Below are 19,188 nucleotides of genomic sequence, written 5' to 3'. Positions count from 1 at the left end.
TACCGAATGACCCAACATACCCGCATCGACAATGCCCGCGTCATCCGCGCGGCCACCGGCACCGAACTGACCGCAAAGAGCTGGCTCACCGAAGCGCCGCTGCGCATGCTGATGAACAATCTCGACCCGATCGTCGCCGAAAAGCCGGGCGAGCTGGTGGTCTATGGCGGCATCGGCCGTGCCGCGCGCGACTGGGAAAGCTTCGACCGCATCGTCTCAGCGCTCCGCAAGCTGGAGGCCGACGAGACCCTTCTGGTGCAGTCGGGCAAGCCGGTCGGCGTGTTCCGCACCCACAAGGACGCCCCGCGCGTGCTGCTCGCCAATTCCAACCTCGTGCCGCACTGGGCCAACTGGGACCATTTCAACGCCCTCGATAAGAAGGGCCTGATGATGTACGGCCAGATGACCGCAGGCTCGTGGATCTACATCGGCAGCCAGGGCATCGTTCAGGGCACCTACGAGACCTTCGTCGAGATGGGCCGCCAGCACTACAACGGCGACCTGTCGGGCCGCTGGATCCTGACCGCCGGCCTCGGCGGCATGGGCGGCGCCCAGCCGCTGGCCGCGACCATGGCGGGTGCGGCCTGCCTTGCCGTCGAGTGCCAGGCGAGCCGCATCGAGATGCGCCTCAAGACCGGCTATGTCGACGTCCAGGCCAAGGATCTGGACGATGCGCTCGCCATCATCGACAAGGCCTGCAAGGAGAAGAAGGCGATTTCGGTCGCGCTGCTGGGCAATGCCGCCGACGTCTTCCCCGAGCTGGTCAGGCGCGGCATCAAGCCGGACGCGGTGACCGACCAGACCTCGGCCCACGATCCGGTCAACGGCTACCTGCCCAAGGGCTGGACCGTCGCCGAGTGGGAAGACAAGCGCGAGCGCGACCCCAAGGCGGTCGCCAAGGCGGCCCGCGCTTCGATGGCGATCCACGTCAAGGCGATGCTCGACTTCCACAAGATGGGCATCCCTACCGTCGACTACGGCAACAACATCCGCCAGATGGCGCTGGAAGAGGGCGTAGAGAACGCCTTCGATTTCCCCGGCTTCGTCCCGGCCTACATCCGCCCGCTGTTCTGCCGCGGCATCGGTCCGTTCCGCTGGGCGGCCCTGTCGGGCGATCCGGAGGACATCTACAAGACGGACGCCAAGGTGAAGGAGCTGACCCCCGGCAACACGCACCTGCACAACTGGCTCGACATGGCCGCCAAGCGCATCCATTTCCAGGGCGTGCCGGCGCGCATCTGCTGGGTCGGCCTCGGCGATCGTCACCGGCTCGGCCTCGCCTTCAACGAGATGGTCGCCAAGGGCGAGCTCAAGGCGCCCGTCGTCATCGGCCGCGACCACCTCGACTCGGGCTCCGTCGCCTCGCCGAACCGCGAGACCGAAGCGATGAAGGACGGTTCGGACGCCGTGTCCGATTGGCCGCTGCTCAACGCGCTGCTCAACACCGCGTCGGGCGCGACCTGGGTGTCGCTGCACCATGGCGGCGGCGTCGGCATGGGCTTCTCGCAGCATTCGGGCGTGGTCATCTGTGCCGACGGCACGGAAGATGCCGCCCGCCGTCTGGAACGCGTGCTGTGGAACGATCCGGCGACCGGCGTGATGCGCCATGCGGACGCCGGCTATGACATCGCCCTGGACTGCGCCAGGACGCACGGCCTCAACCTGCCGGGCATCCTGGGGTGACCATGCACGTCATCCGTCACGCCGACTGCCGCCCCACGCCGTGGAAGAACGGCGGCGGCGTGACCACCGAAATCATCGCCTGGCCGCCCGCGGCCGGGTTCGATGAATTCGACTGGCGCATCTCGATGGCCCAGGTCGCGGCTGGAGGTCCGTTCTCGGTCTTCTCCGGCATCGACCGTACCTTGACCGTGTTGGAAGGATCAATGCGGCTGGAGGCGGGCGATGCCGCCCCGGTCGCGCTCGATCCCCAGTCGGGGCCTTACGCCTTTCCCGGCGACGTCGCCACCGCGGCGACGCTGATCGAGGGTCCGGTACTCGATTTCAACGTGATGACGCGGCGTGGCCGCTTCGGCCACGCGGTGCGGCGCCTGCAACTGGAGGCACCGGGCGAACTGGCCATCGAGGCAGGCGCCTGTCTCGTCTTTGTCGAAGCCGGCACGGTTCAGGTCGCGAACGGGGCGCATTCCGTGCGGATCGGCCGGTTCGACGCGCTTCATGTCGAGGGTCCCGCGGAGTTCGCGATCGAGCCTGAGGGGCAAGCCCGGATATTGCAGGTGACGATCGCCGCTTCCTGAGGCACCGCCTCAATTTCATCCGTGACAAGCGGGCCGCAGTGGCCGACTATCCTCCGGCGGAGGGTAGTAGGGCCGGTGGCTGGCAGCCGACGGCGGATGGAGGCGATGCCATGGATACCTACAAGGTCGGCTATTTCGTCGGCAGCCTCGCGGCCGGCTCGATCAACCGCAAGCTGGCCAAGGCGCTGGTGCGGCTGGCGCCGAAGCAACTGGAAATGGAAGAGATTTCCTTCCGCGACCTGCCGCTCTACAGCTACGACTACGACGCCGACTTCCCGCCGCCGGCGCGCGCCTTCAAGCAGGCTCTCGCCAATGTCGACGCCGTGCTGTTCGTTACGCCGGAATATAACCGCTCGATTCCCGGCGGCTTGAAGAACGCCATCGACTGGGCCAGCCGGCCCTACGGCACGAATTCCTTCACCCGCAAGCCGTCCGCCGTCATCGGCACGTCGCCCGGTGCCATCGGCACCGCCGTCGCCCAGCAGAGCCTTCGCAGCGTGCTGAGCTTCTGCAACTCGCCGCAGATGAACGCGCCGGAGGCTTACATCCAGTTCAAGCCGGGCCTGATCACCGACGACGGCGAGGTGACGAACGAAGGCACCGCCGATTTCCTTAAGAACTACATGGCCGAGTTCAATGCCTTCATTGTGAGGGTCTATACCGTCCTGCCGCGCACCCGATGACGGCTGGGGCGCGTGGCGCTCCGGCCTGGTCCGGTCGTTGCCGTGAGGCAGGGCCGGCTAGGCACTAGACAGATCGAAGTTCCGCTGGGAGGTCGGAACCATGGCAAGAACCAGCCCTGAACACGAAAAAGCCGGAATCTGCCCGTTCCGGTCCGTTCCCGGCATTGCTATGAGGCGCATGGCGGCGTAGGCGACGACGACGCCATATTTTCACTCAATCGTGATGCAAGAGCGGTCGGCCTGTTGCGGTGCAACCAGTTCCTGCTTGAATCGGTTATGCGACAGGTCCGCGACGTCGGCAGACGCCGCGGACTTTCTGTCAAACGGAAATGTTGTAGATGAATATTCAGACGGACCCACGCCGGATCAAAGACGCAGTGCCGAACTTGCCGGCTGTCGCCGAGCAGCCGATCAGGGCGACTGTGCTGCATGAAGACCGGCTGCGCGCGACCGGTGAGAGCATGGCGCGCAAGGAACTGCGGTCCTATCACGGCCTGGAGGCCTTCGACTTCCACGCCCGCATCCGCGAGAGCGCCAAGAAGATCCTGCAGGTCTACCGCGACACCAACGCGGCGCAGGGCAGAGGCGAGCCGATCACGCCTGCCGCGCAGTGGTTGCTCGACAACAACTACCTCGTCGAGGAGACGATCTACCAGGTCAAGCGCGACCTGCCGAAGCGATTCTACCGCGAGCTGCCGACGATCGAGATCGCGCCCGGCCAATCCGTGCCGCGCGCGCTCGCCATCGCCTGGGTCTATGTCGCCCATTCCGACAGCACGGTGTCGGCACATATGTTCAAGGCGATCGTGGAGGGCTACCAGTCGGTCGAGCCGCTCCACATCGGCGAATTGTGGGCGCTGCCCTCGCTGCTGCGATTCGTGCTGGTGGAGAACCTGCGCCGCATCGCCGTCAGGGTGAACCGCGCCCGCGACATGCGGGCCGTCGCCAACGACGTCGCCGACCGCCTGCAGGCGCTGCAGGAGCAGGACGATGGCCTCGCCCTGCTCAAGGGCTATGCCGAATACGCCCGCGACACGACCTTTGCGACGCAGTTGCTCTATCGCTTGCGCGATGGTTCGCAGAACGCCGGCAAGGCTTTGATCTGGCTGGAGAACGAGCTCGAGAAGTCGGGTAGCGACGCCGAAGAGATCATCATCGGCGAACACCGCACGCTGTCGAGTGGCAACGTCACCACGGGCAACATCATCCGCGGCCTGCGCCTGATCAACGACCAGGACTGGACCGTCTGGTTCGAGGACGTCAGCCGCGTCGATGCGCTGCTGCGCGAGCGCACCAACTACGCCGACCTCGATTTTGCGTCGCGCGACCAGTACCGTACGGCGATCGAGCACCTGGCGCGCTATTCCAAGCTGTCCGAATACCAGGTGGCCGAGCAGGCGACGGATTTCGCCGACGCCCATCAGCCGGCGCCCGCCGACGTCGTGATGCAGAAAGACTGCGCCGACGTGGGCTTCTTCCTCGTCGGGCCACGCCGGCCGGAACTCGAGCAGGCGATCGGCTATCGCCCTCCTTTCGGCAGGATCGTCCATCGCGCCTTCCGCAAGACCAACTGGCTCGGCATCGTGCTGCCGGTCTTCGCGCTGACGGCGCTGCTTCTGCTCCTGGCCGGCAACGCGCTCGCCGCGCTCGGTCTGCCGACCTCGGCGATCGCACTGATGCTGGTGCTGTTCTCGGTGCCGGCAAGCGAGGGCGCCCTTGCGTTCTTCAACACGATCGTCTTGAAATTCCTCGAACCCACCCGCCTTGTCGGATACGAGTTCCGCGACGGGGTGCCGGCTGAGGCCCGCACGCTGGTCGTGGTTCCGTCGCTGATCGGTTCGCGCGACGACGTCGAGGAGAGCATCCGCAACATCGAGGTGCATCACCTTGCCAACATGGCCGGCGAGATCCACTTCGCGCTGCTGTCGGACTGGCCGGACAGCCAGGCCGAGATTTCCGGCGGCGATCGCGAGATCTATGAATATGCCCGCCGCGAGATCGCCCGTCTCAACCAGCGCTACCCGACCGAGGGAGCGCCGCGCTTCTACCTGCTGCACCGCAGGCGTCTCTACAATCCGGGGCAGGGCTGCTGGATGGGATGGGAGCGCAAGCGCGGCAAGCTGCACGAGCTGAACCTTTTGTTGCGCGGCGACGGCGACACGACCTTCATGCCGACCGACGTACCGCTACCGGAAAACGTCGTCCATGTCGTGACGCTGGACGCCGACACGCGCATGACGCGCGGCGTGGTGACGAAGCTCGTCGGCAAGATGTGCCATCCGCTGAACCGCCCCGAATTCGACGCCGAGCGGCGCATGGTGACGGCGGGCTATGCCATCCTGCAGCCGCGCGTGACACCGTCGCTCACGACTGGCGATGAGGCGTCGTTCTTCCAGCGCGTATTCTCGGCCAACCGTGGCCTCGACCCTTACGTCTTTGCCGTCTCCGACCTCTACCAGGATGTCTTCGGCGAGGGCACCTTCACCGGCAAGGGGCTCTACCACATCGACGCCATGGAAGCGGCGCTCAAGGGGCGCATCGCCGAGAACGCGGTGCTCAGCCACGACCTGCTCGAAGGCGCGCTCGCCCGCTCGGCGCTCGTGACCGACGTCGAGGTGGTCGAGGACTATCCGACCCGCTATTCGGTGGACGCCTCGCGCCAGCATCGTTGGGCCCGCGGCGACTGGCAGCTGCTCGGCTACATCCTCGACCCGAAGTCGGGCGTGTCGGCGCTGTCGCGCTGGAAGATGGTCGACAACCTTCGGCGCTCGCTGACCCCGATCTTCTGGGTGATGGCGGCGATCGCCGGCTGGACCCTGCTGCCGTTCACGCAAGCCGCGCAGTGGCAGGCGCTTCTGATCCTCAGCCTGTTCATGGCGCCGACCTTCGACATCATCGACGCCATCCTGCCGAAGAACCGCGACGCCACGGCCCGCGGTCACTTCAGCGCGCTCGGGCGCGATCTGGCCTTCGGCACCGCCATGGTCGCCCTCAAGGTCGTGCTCATGGCCCATCTCGCCTGGATGATGGGCGATGCCATCATCCGCACGCTCTATCGCCTGTTCGTCAGCCGCAAGAACCTGCTTGAGTGGCGCACGGCTTCGCAGGCGCACAAGTCCGGCGGCAACGACCTCGCGGCCTACTACCGCATGATGTACGGCGCGGTCGTCATCGCCGCCGTCGGGCTGGTGCCGCCGGTGCTGACCGATTCGACCGGTGCCTTCGTCGCCTTCGCCTTCGCCGTCTTCTGGGCCGGCTCGCCTGCCTTCGCTTGGCTCATCAGCCGCTCGGCTGAAACCGAGGATCGCCTGCATGTGCGGCCCTGGGACGTGCACATGCTGCGCACCGTGGCGCGACGCACCTGGCATTATTTCGAGACCTTCGTGACGGCGGAGCAGAACCACCTGCCGCCGGACAACTTCCAGGAGAACCCGACCGGCGTCGTCGCCAACCGTACCTCGCCGACCAATATCGGCGTGTACCTGCTGTCGGTGATATCGGCGCGTGACTTCGGCTGGATCAGCCTCACGGACGCGGTGGCGCGCATCGATGCCACCGTCTCGACCATCGAGAAGATGGATCGCTTCCGCGGCCATCTCTACAACTGGTACGAGACGACCACGCTCAAGCCGCTCTATCCGCTCTATGTGTCGAGCGTCGACAGTGGCAATCTCGCCGGCCACCTGGTGGCGGTCGCCGCTGCATGTTCCGAATGGGCCGAGGCGCCGTCGGTGCACCTGCAGGGCGATTTCGAGGGCATTCTCGACATCGTCTCGATCATCGAGGAGAGCCTTGCCGACCTGCCGGACGACCGCCGGCAGCTGCGCCCGCTGCGGCAGCGCCTGAACGACCGCATCGACGGCATGCGCAGGGCCGTGGAAGCGGTCAAGTCGCAGCCCGAGATGGCCTCGATCCGCACCATCAACCTGGCGGTCCTGTCGGGCGAGATCCGCAAGCTCGCCGGCGCCATCCACAACGAGGCCGGTTCGACCAAGAGCGAAGTGCTGGCCGAGTGGGCCAGGAGCCTGGAAGCGACCTGCGAGGCGCATGTCCAGGATTCGCACGCCGACGACCAGTCGGTGGCAGCATTGCGCGGCAAGCTGGTCGAGCTGCGCGAGCGGGCCCGCCGCTTCGCCTTCGAGATGAACTTCTCGTTCCTGATGCGCAAGGAGCGCAAGCTCCTGTCGATCGGCTACCGGGTCGAGGAGCACCAGCTCGACGAAAGCTGCTACGACCTGCTGGCGTCGGAAGCCCGCCTGACCAGCCTGTTTGCCATCGCCAAGGGCGACGTGCCCACGGAGCATTGGTTCCGTCTCGGCCGGCCGATCGTGGAAATCGGCTTCCGCGGCGCGCTGATGTCCTGGTCGGGCTCGATGTTCGAGTACCTGATGCCGCCGCTGGTGATGAAGGAGCCGCAGGGCGGCATCCTCAACCAGACCAACAAGCTGATTGTGCGGCGGCAGATGCAGTACGGCCGCTCGAAGGGCATACCGTGGGGCATTTCGGAAGCGGCATACAACGGCCGCGATCGCGAGCTCACCTATCAATACACCAACTTCGGCGTGCCGGGGCTGGGCCTCAAGCGCGGTCTCGGCCAGAACACCGTCATCGCGCCCTATGCCACCGTGCTGGCCGCGCAGTTCCTGCCGGCCGAGGCGACCGCCAATCTCAGGCGCCTGCGCAAGATCGGGGCGCTCGGACGCTACGGCTACTATGACGCGGTCGACTTCACGCCGCAGCGCGTGCCCGAAGGCGCCAACCATGCCGTCGTCTACAACTACATGGCCCACCACCAGGGCATGTCGATTGTCGCCGTTGCCAACGTGATCTTCGAAGGCCGCATGCGCGATCGCTTCCACAGCGACCAGGTGATCGAGGCGGCCGAACTGCTGCTGCAGGAAAAGGCGCCGCGCGACATTCCCGTGGCGACCGTCCGCACCGACGCTGGCGAGCGCACCAAGGACGAGACGGTCGAACACGCCGCCGACACGCGCCTCGTGCTCAACCCGATGCGGGCGCTGCGCTCCACCAACCTGATGTCGAACGGGCAGTATACGGTGATGGTGACCGCCACCGGATCTGGCTACAGCCGCTGGAACGACATGGCCATCACCCGCTGGCAGCCGGATCCGACGGAGGACCGGTTGGGGGCATATCTGTTCCTGCGCGATACCGAGACCGGGGACTGGTGGTCGGCGACCGCCGAACCCAAGCGCGCCACCGGCGAGCAGGTGCAGACCGTCTTCTGCGACGACAAGGCCAATTTCATCAAGACCGTGGGCACCCTGCGCTCGGAGGTCGAGTGCATCGTGGTGTCGGAAGGCAACGGCGAGGCACGTCGCCTGGTGATCTGGAACGACGCCGCCGTCGACCGCCACATCGAGGTGACGTCCTTCGCCGAACTGGTGCTCGCGCCCGAGGTCAACGACAACGCCCATCCGGCGTTCTCGAAGATGTTCGTCGAGACCGAAGTCACCCACAACGGCAGCGCCATCCTCGCCACCCGTCGCAAGCGCTCGGCGGACGAAGCGTCTATCGTCGCCGCGCATTTCGTCACCGACCAGTCGGGGCTGGCGCGCGACACCGAGGCCGAGACCGACCGCCGCGCTTTCATCGGCCGTGGCCGCACCATCGCCGATCCGGCGGCCTTCGATCCCGGTGCAAAGCTGTCCGGAAGCGCGGGCTTCACCCTCGATCCGGTGGCGGCGCTTCGCCGCCGCGTCCGCGTGCCGGCCAACAAGAAGGTGTCGCTCACGTTCTGGACCATCGTCGGCTCGACCCGGGACGAGCTCGAGGAGACGATGGCCAAGCTCGACCATCCCGAGAGCTTCCAGCGCCAGGCCATGCTGTCGTGGACCCGTTCGCAGGTGCAGACCCGGCACCTCGGCCTCAGCCTTGCGGATGCGGCCAACGTCCAGAAGCTCGCGCGCTACCTGATCTATCCCGATCCCTTCCTGCGCCTTTCTGCCGACGCCATCGCCTCGGGCCTGGGCAGCCAGTCCGAACTCTGGCCGATGGCGATTTCCGGCGACTTCCCGATCCTCGCCATCCGGATCGGGGACATCGCCGACATCGACATCGTCGCCCAGGCGCTGCGCTTCCAGGAATACATGCGCGCCCGGGGCCTCGTTGCCGACCTCGTCATCGTCAACGAGCAGGCCTCGTCCTACGTCCAGGACCTGCAGCAGGCGATCGAGGCGCTGTGCGAGAACAGCCGCCTGCGCGGCAAGGAGCTCGGCCCGCGCCAGCACATCTTCGCGGTGCGCCGTGACCTCATGGACGAGACGTCCTATCGTACGCTTCTCGCCTTCGCGCGCGTCTGCCTGCACACCCGCAACGGCACGATCTTCGACCAGATCGAGCGTGCCGAGGCTGCCGCACTCCAGGCGCGCGATGCGCTCGCGGCCGCGCAGACCGCCGGCCGGGCGGAGCCGGCGATGCTCCAGTCGTCGCCGTCCCGCAACGCCCGCAAGCAGGGCGGCGACGGGCTCGATCACTGGAACGGCTATGGCGGCTTCGACGCGGGGGGACGCGAATATGTCGTGCGCCTCAACGGCAATCGTGCGACGCCGCAACCCTGGATCAACGTCGTCGCCAACCCGGGCTTCGGCTTCCACAGCTCGGCCGAAGGGGCCACGTTCACCTGGAGCCGCAACAGCCGCGACTACCAGCTGACGCCATGGACCAACGACCCGGTCACCAACCGGCCGGGCGAGGCGATCTACGTCTTCGACCGCGCCACGGGCCGTGTGCATTCGCCCATCGCTGCCGTCTCCCGGGAGCCGGGGGCGAGCTACGAGGCGCGGCACGGCCAGGGATTTTCGACTTTCCGCTCCAAGCGCGGGTCGCTGACGACGGAACTGACGCACCTGGTCGATCCCGTCGATCCGGTCAGGATATCCCGGCTGAAGATCGAGAATTCGGGGGCTACGCCGGTCAAGCTCCGGGTCTATGCCTATGCCGAGTGGGTACTGGGTAACAGTCGCGCCAAGACGGCCCCGAACATCGTTCCGGCCTTCGACGACGCAACCGGCATGATGTCGGCCCGCAACAGCTATGGCCTCGACTTCGGCGAGCGCGTCGCCTTCATGGCGACCGACGGCAAGGTCGGTTCGGTGACCGCCGACCGCCAGGAGTTCATCGGCGCGGGTGGAACAGTCGAGGCTCCGCGTGCGGTGCTGCTCGGGGCCGAACTGTCGGGCAGGGTCGAAGCCGGCGTCGATCCCTGCGCTGCCATCGCCAGGGACATCGACGTTCCCGCCGGGGGCTCGGTGTCGCTGCTCTGGCTGCTCGGCGACGCAGCTTCGCAGGATGAGGCGCGCACGCTGCTTGCACGGCATCTCAAGCGAGGCTTCGACGAGCGGTTCGAGGAGAACCAGCGCAACTGGCGCGCTTTCCTCGGCACCATCGAGGTCGAGACGCCCGACAAGGCGCTCGATGCGATGGTCAACCACTGGCTGCCCTACCAGAGCCTCGCCTGCCGCATACGCGCCCGCTCGGCCTTCTACCAGGCGAGTGGCGCATTCGGCTTCCGCGACCAGTTGCAGGACACGCTGGCGCTCCTGATGCACGATGCGAGCCTTGCCCGCGAGCAGATCCTCAATGCCGCCGGCCGGCAGTTCCCGGAGGGCGACGTCCAGCACTGGTGGTTGCCGCGCACCGGGGCCGGCGTCCGCACGATGATCTCCGACGACGTGGTCTGGCTGGCCTATGCCGCGGCCCGCTATGTTTCGGTCACCGGCGACGTGTCGATCCTGTCCGAGCGGCTGCCCTTCATCGAGGGCCAGGCGCTCAATCCGGGCGAGCACGATGCCTTCTTCACGCCGGAGCCATCGACCAAGGTCGCGAACCTGTACGAGCATTGTGCCCGGGCGCTGGACATCGCGGTCAAGCGGACCGCCCGCAACGGCCTGCCGCTGATCCTCGGCGGCGACTGGAACGACGGCATGAACCGCGTCGGCGAGCAGGGCAAGGGCGACAGCGTGTGGCTCGGCTGGTTCCTGCTCAAGACGCTCAACGACTTCGTGCCGCTGGCCAAGGCAGAGGGTGATTCCAAGCGCGCGAGCGCCTGGGACAAGCACGCCAGTGCCTTGAAGCGGGCCCTGGAGAATGCAGCCTGGGACGGCGAATGGTATCGCCGCGGCAGCTTCGACGACGGCACGCCGCTCGGTTCGCGCAATTCCGAGGAGTGCCAGATCGATTCGATCGCGCAGTCGTGGAGCGTGCTCTCGGGCGAGGGCGACCCGGCCCGGTCGCGCACCGCCATGGAGCAGGCGACCAGGCGGCTCGTCGATGATGAGCTGCGGATCATCAAGCTGTTTGCCCCGCCCTTCGCCGACACCGACAAGGATCCCGGCTACATCAAGAGCTACCCGCCGGGTGTGCGCGAGAACGGCGGGCAATATACCCATGCCGCGACCTGGTTCGTGATAGCGCTGGCCGAAATGGGGCAAGCGGACGAGGCCTATCGCTGCCTGTCGATGCTCAATCCAGTCAACCATGCCCTCGATGAGAAGGCGGCCGAGACCTATCGGGTCGAGCCCTATGTCGTAGCCGCCGACATCTATTCCGAAGGTGCCAAGGCAGGGCGCGGCGGCTGGACCTGGTACACAGGATCGGCCGGCTGGCTTTATCGCGCAGCGGTTGAGAGCATATTGGGCATCAGCCGGCGCGGCGATCGCATGGTCGTGACCCCCGCCATTCCGAAGCATTGGGAAGGCTATGCGGCGACGCTGCGACTGGGCGGCACCATCTATAGGTTGCGTGTCGTGAGGGACAAAGCCGCTAAAGCTGCGAAAGCAGAGGTCGATGGCGTCAAGAGCAAGGACGCTTCCTTTGCCCTCCGCGACAGCGGGGAAGTCGACGTCTTGATCCGCATCCCGGCCTGAGGCCGGGGGCGGACTGCTGCCGAGCGTCGCGCATCTTCGTCATCATTTCGCCGCAACGATGCCTTTTTTCGTTAGTTCTCAATTCCTTATGGGATCACACCAGATTACTGGTCGTTGAAATGTTTTGTTCGAAATTTTTGAACCGAGCGGCTATGTGCGCATTGTCTTGCGGACAATCGGCCGCTATCTGTCGGCCCATGGTGCACTGCACAATGAAGGGACGGACGGGACTCAAGGGGTACCAAAGTGTCTTTGCTTGAGGTTTATTGGAGAGCCCTCCGCTACCTTGCCGCCGACGGCAAGAAGGTTGCGCTGATCTCCGCCGCCAACATCGTGTTGGCTATCGTGACCATTGCCGAGCCGATCCTGTTCGGCCGCATCATCGATGCGATCGCCGGAAAATCGGAAGTTGTGCCGACCATGGCGCTCTGGGCGAGCTTCGGTGCATTCAACATCATAGCCTTCGTTCTCGTGGCGCGCGGTGCAGATCGCCTCGCCCACGCGCGCCGTGCCGAGGTGCTGTGCCAGTCCTTCGAGCGCGTGATCACCATGCCGCTCGCCTGGCACCAGAAGCGCGGCACGTCGCATTCGCTGCACACGCTGCTGCGCGCGGTGGACTCGCTGTTCACTCTGTGGCTCGAATTCATGCGCACGCACCTGTCGACCGGTGTAGCCCTGCTGCTGCTCATCCCTACCGCCTTCGCGATGGACGTTCGCATGTCGATGGTACTGATCGGCCTCGGCGCCCTCTATGTCGCCATCGGCCGACTCGTCATGCGCAAGACCAAGGAAGGTCAGGCGACGGTAGAGCGCCATCATCACCAGGTGTTCTCGCATGTCTCCGACTCCGTCAGCAACGTCGCGGTGCTGCAGAGCTACAACCGCCTCGGCCAGGAAACCGAGTCGCTGCGCAGCTACGTGCGTGCGCTGATCACGGCGCAGAACCCGGTGCTCGACTGGTGGGCCCTGGCTTCGGCCTTGCATCGGCTGTCGTCGACGGTCTCCATGATCGTGGTGCTGCTCATCGGCGCCTACCTTGTGACGCGCGGCGAACTGCGCATCGGCGACATCGTCGCGTTCACCGGTTTCGCCACCTTGCTGATCAGCCGCCTCGACCAGGTTTCCAACTTCGCCAACCAGATTTTCGACGCTCGCGCCAAGCTCGAGGAATTCTACCGCATGGAGGATTCCGCGACCGACTACCGCGAGCCGGAAGGCCTGCGCGACCTGGAGAGCGTCACCGGCCACGTCCGTTTCGAGAACGTCAGCTTCGAGTTCCCGAATTCCGGCCAGGGCGTGACGGACGTGTCCTTCGAGGTGCGTGCCGGCCAGACGGTCGCCATCGTCGGCCCGACCGGTGCCGGCAAGACGACCCTCATCAACCTCTTGCAGCGCGTGCACACGCCTGAGCATGGCCGCATCCTGATCGACGGCGTCGACACCCGCACGGTGACGCGGAAGTCGCTGCGTCATTCGATCGCGACCGTGTTCCAGGATGCCGGCCTGCTCAACCGCTCCATCGAGGACAACATCCGCGTCGGCCGCGCTGGCGCGAGCAACGAGGAAGTCCACGCCGCGGCGGCGGCCGCCGCCGCGCAGGACTTCATCCTGTCCAAGAGCGAAGGCTACGATACCTTTGTCGGCGAGCGCGGCGGAGCCCTGTCGGGCGGCGAGCGTCAGCGCATCGCCATCGCCCGCGCCATCCTCAAGAGTGCGCCTATCCTCGTCCTCGACGAGGCGACGAGCGCCCTCGACGTCGAGACCGAGAACCGCGTCAAGGCGGCGATCGACATGCTGCGCGAGGGCCGCACGACCTTCATCATCGCCCATCGCCTGAGCACGGTCCGCGACGCCGATCTCGTGGTCTTCATGGACCGCGGCCGCATCGTCGAGATGGGCGGCTTCGGCGAGCTGTCGGCACGCAACGGCCGCTTTGCGGCGCTGCTCAGAGCCGGTGGCCTGCTCGACGACGAGGAAGTCCGTCGCGTCACCCACATCGAAGAGGCCGCCTGAGCGCTCGCCTCTCCGTCTGAATACCTTGCGGGGCGTCCTCGGTCAGGCCGGGGGCGCCCCGTTCGCTTTGTCCCGCGACGCTGCGGCCAATTGCGAAGGCGGGCCGGGGCGGCTATGTAGCGTCATGACCCAGACGACCTCTCAGGCTTGGCGTTTCAGCGATCTCGCCAACCCGACGCGATTCATCGCGCTGGTGGACAAGGTCGTGCCCTGGCTGGCAACTGTTGCGGCCGTCGTGCTCGCGGTCGGGCTTTATCTCGGCTTCACCGCCCCGGGCGACTACCAGCAGGGTGTCACCGTCCGCATCATGTACATCCACGTGCCTTTCGCCTGGTTGGCGATGATGTGCTACACGGTGATGTCGATCTCGGCGCTGGGCACGCTGGTCTGGCGGCATCCCTTGGCCGACGTGGCGCTCAAGTCGGCGGCACCGGTGGGTGCGGTCTTCACGGCGCTGGCTTTGATCACCGGTTCGATCTGGGGCAAGCCGATGTGGGGCACCTGGTGGGTGTGGGACGCCCGCCTGACCTCCGTCTTCGTGCTTTTCCTGATGTATCTCGGCATCATCGCGCTGACCCGCGCCCTCGACGACCCGGCCCGGTCGGCGCGTGCGGCGGCGGTCATCACGCTCGTCGGCTTCGTCAACATTCCGATCATCAAGTTCTCGGTCGAGTGGTGGAACACGCTCCACCAGCCGGCCTCGGTCTTCCGGCTCGACGGCCCGACCATCCATCCGAGCCTGCTCTGGCCCCTCATGGTCATGGCGCTTGGCTTTACCCTTCTGTTCTTCACTCTGCATCTAATGGCGATGCGGACGGAAATCTGGCGCCGGCGCGTGATGGCGATGCGCCAGATCGCGGCACGAAGGGCTGATCGCCGCCAGTCTTGAACCGTCTGAAACGGGAGGAAGTCATCATGTGGCCCGATCGACGCATTCTTGATCTCCTGGGCCTCGAGCTTCCGATCCTGCAGGCGCCGATGGCGGGGCCGGTCGATTCCGAGATGGTCATCGCGGTGTCCGAGGCCGGCGGCCTCGGCGGCCTGCCCTGCGCGCTGATGACGCTGGAAAAGGCACGCGCCGAACTCGGCATCATCCGCCAGCGCACCTCGCGGCCGATCAACGTCAATTTCTTCTGCCACAAGCCGCCGCGCGAGGACGCCGCGCGCGGAGCCGCATGGAAGAAGCGGCTCGAGCCGTTCTACCTCGAACTGGGGCTAGATCCCGCAGCGCCTGCGCCGCGCACGGGACGTGCACCGTTCGACGACGATTTCTGCGCCATGGTCGAGGATTTCCGGCCGGAAGTGGTGAGCTTCCATTTCGGCCTGCCCGAGCGCCGGCTGCTCGACCGGGTCAAGGCGACGGGCGCGAAAGTGCTGTCGTCCGCCACCACGGCCGATGAGGCGGTCTGGCTCGAGCAGCGCGGCTGCGACGCCATCATCGCCCAGGGCGCCGAAGCCGGCGGCCATCGCGGCATATTCCTGACCAGCGACGTCGCCAACCAGGCGGGCACGTTTGCGCTCGTGCCGCAGGTGGTCGATGCGGTGAAGGTGCCGGTGATCGCGGCCGGCGGCATCGGCGACGCGCGCGGCATCGTCGCCGCGTTCGCGCTCGGCGCATCCGCCGTGCAGATCGGCACGGCCTATCTGTTCTGTCCGGAGGCCAAGGTGGCGGCGCCCCACAAGGCTGCGCTCGGTTCCGCCAAGGACGATTCGACGGCGCTTACCAACATCTTCACCGGCCGGCCGGCGCGCGGCATCGTCAACCGCGTCATGCGCGAGGTCGGACCGCTGTCCGGCATGGCCCCCGACTTTCCCCTGGCGGGCGGTGCGCTGGCGCCGCTCAGGGCGGCGTCCGAGCCGAAGGGCTCGGGTGACTTCATGTCGCTCTGGTCGGGGCAGGCGGCGCGCCTGGGGCGCGAGATGCCCGCCGGCGAACTGACGCGCACCCTTGCCGCCGAGGCGCTGGCACTGTTCCCCAAACTCTCCGGATAGGAAGGCGCGCTACCTCGTGGCAAGCGTCCGCCGTACTGCCTCCTGCCAGCCCTTGAGCTTGGTCGCCCGAACCTTGGCGTCCATGGCCGGCTTGAACTGGCGGTCGAGCGCCCATGCCTTGGCGAACTGCCTGGCCTTCGGCCACACCCCGGCGCGGGAGCCGGCGAGCCAAGCAGCGCCCAATGCGGTGGTTTCCAGCACCGTCGGCCGGTCCACCGGCGCGTCCAGGATGTCCGCCAGCCGCTGCATGGTCCAGTCCGAGGCGACCATGCCGCCGTCGACGCGCAGCACCGTCTTGCCGTTGGAACCCTTCCAGTCCTTCTTCATGGCGTCGAGCAGGTCGCGGGTCTGGTAGGCGACGGATTCGAGTGCTGCGCGCGCGAATTCCTCCGGCCCGGTGTTGCGGGTGAGGCCGAAGATCGCGCCGCGCGCATCGGCATCCCAATGCGGCGCCCCGAGCCCGACGAAGGCCGGGACGAGGTAGACGCTCTGGGTATCGTCGGCCTTGGCGGCGAGCTCGCCGCTGTGCTCGGCCTTGCCGATCACCTTGATGCCGTCGCGCAGCCATTGCACGGCGGCACCGGCGACGAAGATCGAGCCCTCGAGCGCATAGGTCGTCCTGCCGTCGAGGCGATAGGCGATGGTGGTCAGGAGGCGGTTTTTCGAGCGCACGACGTCGGCGCCAGTGTTGAGCAGCGCGAAGCAGCCGGTACCGTAGGTCGACTTCATCATGCCCGGCTCGAAGCAGGCCTGGCCTATGGTCGCCGCCTGCTGGTCGCCGGCGACGCCGAGGATCGGGATTTCAGCGCCGAACAGCGTCTTCTCCGTCGCGCCATAGTCGGCCGCGCAGTCCTTGACTTCAGGCAAAAGGGCCGCGGGGATGCGCAGGATGTCGAGCAGCTCGGCGTCCCAGTCGTTCTTCTCGATGTTGTAGACCAGCGTCCGCGACGCGTTGGTGGCGTCTGTCGCATGCACCTTGCCGCCGGTGAGCCGCCAGATCAGGAAGCTGTCGATGGTGCCGGCGAGCAGCTCGCCGCGTTCCGCGCGCTTGCGGGCGCCCTTCACCTTGTCCAGGAGCCAGGAGATCTTGGTGCCTGAGAAATAGGGATCGAGCAGCAGGCCGGTCTTGCGCGTGAATTTCGGTTCCAGGCCTTGCTTCTTGAGCTTCGCGCAGAGCGGCGCCGTGCGCCTGTCCTGCCAGACGATGGCGTTGTGGATCGGCTTGCCGCTCGCCTTGTCCCAGATGACGACCGTCTCACGTTGATTGGTGATGCCGATGGCTGAAATATCGGCGGCTGTCTTGCCTGCCTTCTTCAAGGCGGTCCTGCAGGTCGAGACGACGCTTTCCCAGATTTCCTCGGGGTCGTGCTCGACCCAGCCCGAGGCGGGAAAATGCTGGGTGAACTCCTTCTGCCCGACACCGGCCACCTTCATCGACCCGTCGAACACGATCGCCCGGCTGGACGTCGTGCCCTGGTCGATGGCCAAGACAAAACCGCTCATGTCCCTCTCCTGCAGTCACCTATGAATAGGGGAGGCGGCTGGCGCCGTCTCCCCCGATGTTCCGCCGGGCGTTTGTTCGCCAGATGGCTTATTTGCTCCAGCTCTTGACAAGCTCGTCGTAGTTGACGGTGACCGGCTTTTCCTTCTCGTTCTCGATCTTCAGCTGCGGCGCGAGATTCCCGTTCTTGACGGCATCTGCATTCCAGTAGGCGAGATCCTTCTCTTCCGCCAGCTTCGGGCCAATGTCGCCCTGGATGCCGGCGCGTTCGAGACGCCCGAGCACCTTTTCCTGCTCCGCGCAGAGCGAGTCCATCGCTTCCTGCGCGGTCTTGGCGCCGGAGGAGGCGTCGCCGATCGCCTGCCACCACAGCTGGGCCAGCTTCGGGTAGTCCGGAACGTTCGTGCCGGTCGGGGTCCACTGCACGCGGGCCGGCGAGCGGTAGAACTCGATCAGGCCGCCGAGCTTTGGCGCCCGTTCGGTGAAGCTCTTGTGCTGCAGGGTCGATTCGCGGATGAAGGTCAGGCCGACATGGCTCTTCTTCACGTCCACGGTCTTCGAGGTGACGAACTGCGCGTAGAGCCAGGCGGCCTTGGCGCGATCGTCCGGCGTCGACTTGAGTAGCGTCCATGAGCCGGCATCCTGGTAGCCCAGCTTCATGCCGTCCTTCCAGTAGACGCCATGCGGCGAGGGGGCCATGCGCCACTTCGGCGTCCCGTCGGCATTCACCACGGGCAGGCCGTCCTTGACCATGTCGGCGGTGAAGGCGGTGTACCAGAAGATCTGCTGCGCGACCTCGCCCTGTGCCGGCACGGGGCCGGATTCGGAGAAGGTCATGCCCTGCGCGGCCGCCGGGGCGTGCTTCTTCATCCAGTCGAGGTACTTCTCGATCGAGTAGACGGCGGCGGGGCCGTTGGTGTCGCCGCCGCGCGCGACGCAGGAGCCGACCGGGCGCGAGTTGGCGTCGACCTTGATGCCCCATTCGTCGACCGGCTTGCCGTTCGGGATGCCCTTGTCGCCGTTGCCGGCCATCGACAGCCATGCGTCGGTGAAGCGCCAGCCGAGCGAGGGATCCTTCTTGCCATAGTCCATATGGCCATAGACTTTCTTGCCGTCGATCTCCTTGCCGGTGAAGAACTCGGCGATGTCCTCATAGGCCGACCAGTTGACCGGCACGCCGAGGTCGTAGCCGTACTTGGCCTTGAAGTCGGCCTTGTTTTTCTCGTCGTTGAACCAGTCGTAGCGGAACCAGTAGAGGTTGGCGAACTGCTGGTCGGGCAGCTGGTAGAGCTTGCCGTCGGGGGCGGTGGTGAACGACTTGCCGATGAAGTCGTCGATGTCGAGGTTCGGGTTGGTGACGTCCTTGCCCTCGTTGGCCATCCAGTCGGTCAGGTTGCGGGCCTGCTGGTAGCGCCAGTGCGTGCCGATGAGGTCGCTGTCGTTGATGTAGGCGTCGTAGACGTTCTCGCCCGACTGCATCTGCGTCTGCAGCTTTTCGACGACGTCGCCTTCGCCGATCAGGTCGTGGGTGACCTTGATGCCGGTGATTTCCGAGAACGCCTTGGCGAGAGTCTTGGACTCGTATTCATGGGTGGTGATCGTTTCGGAAACGACCTTGATGTCCATGCCGGCGAACGGCTTGGCGGCGTCGATGAACCACTGCATCTCCGCTTCCTGCGCCGCGCGGTCGAGCGTCGACATGTCGCCGATCTCGGCATCGAGGAAGGCCTTTGCCTCCTCCATGCCGGCATAGGCATTGCCGGCGCCCAGGATAAGTGCGAGCACGCTAGTTGACGTCAGTATTCTCAGTCGCATTGCAGTCCTCCCAGAACAAAGTTGCAATTGCTGGTGCC

Annotated in this window: 9 protein-coding genes; 7 read left to right on the top strand and 2 right to left on the bottom strand. The window is 66.1% G+C overall.

Going from position 1 to position 19,188, the window contains the following annotated elements:
• Window positions 1-6 precede the first annotated feature (6 nt).
• From hutU to PV773_RS21150, 7 genes are all read left to right on the top strand, one after another.
• Complete coding sequence (gene hutU / locus PV773_RS21180; protein ID WP_347968263.1) at window positions 7-1,683, top strand: urocanate hydratase; 1,677 nt, start codon at window positions 7-9, stop codon at window positions 1,681-1,683.
• 2 nt (window positions 1,684-1,685) lie between these two features.
• Window positions 1,686-2,258: a HutD family protein gene (locus PV773_RS21175; RefSeq protein ID WP_347968306.1), complete on the top strand. Its 573-nt coding sequence runs from the start codon at window positions 1,686-1,688 to the stop codon at window positions 2,256-2,258.
• 110 nt (window positions 2,259-2,368) lie between these two features.
• Window positions 2,369-2,941 carry an NADPH-dependent FMN reductase gene (locus tag PV773_RS21170; protein ID WP_347968262.1) on the top strand — a complete coding sequence of 191 codons (573 nt, stop codon included), beginning with the start codon at window positions 2,369-2,371 and terminating at the stop codon, window positions 2,939-2,941.
• Window positions 2,942-3,279: 338 nt separating this feature from the next.
• Entirely contained in the window at window positions 3,280-11,829 is an 8,550-nt protein-coding gene (locus tag PV773_RS21165; RefSeq protein WP_347968261.1) for a glucoamylase family protein, read from the top strand.
• Between the two features lie 246 nt (window positions 11,830-12,075).
• On the top strand, window positions 12,076-13,842 hold the full coding sequence (locus PV773_RS21160; RefSeq protein WP_347968260.1) for a glucan ABC transporter ATP-binding protein/ permease: 1,767 nt from the start codon (window positions 12,076-12,078) through the stop codon (window positions 13,840-13,842).
• A 124-nt stretch (window positions 13,843-13,966) separates the two neighbouring features.
• On the top strand, window positions 13,967-14,731 hold the full coding sequence (locus PV773_RS21155; protein WP_347968259.1) for a heme ABC transporter permease: 765 nt from the start codon (window positions 13,967-13,969) through the stop codon (window positions 14,729-14,731).
• 26 nt (window positions 14,732-14,757) lie between these two features.
• Entirely contained in the window at window positions 14,758-15,834 is a 1,077-nt protein-coding gene (locus PV773_RS21150) for a nitronate monooxygenase family protein (RefSeq protein WP_347968258.1), read from the top strand.
• 9 nt (window positions 15,835-15,843) lie between these two features.
• Here the strand turns inward: PV773_RS21150 and glpK are convergent, their stop codons facing one another.
• Entirely contained in the window at window positions 15,844-17,337 is a 1,494-nt protein-coding gene (glpK, locus tag PV773_RS21145) for a glycerol kinase GlpK (RefSeq protein ID WP_347968257.1), read from the bottom strand.
• A gap of 88 nt (window positions 17,338-17,425) precedes the next feature.
• The gene (locus PV773_RS21140; protein WP_347968256.1) at window positions 17,426-19,150 is read right to left on the bottom strand and encodes an ABC transporter substrate-binding protein; all 1,725 of its coding nucleotides are present in this window, start codon (window positions 19,148-19,150) and stop codon (window positions 17,426-17,428) included.
• Window positions 19,151-19,188 lie beyond the last annotated feature (38 nt).

Source organism: Mesorhizobium sp. CC13, from assembly GCF_039907765.1.
GTDB lineage: Bacteria > Pseudomonadota > Alphaproteobacteria > Rhizobiales > Rhizobiaceae > Aminobacter.
The sequence above is the reverse complement of the archived record's forward strand: the minus strand, read 5'-3'. Positions and strand labels throughout refer to the sequence as shown.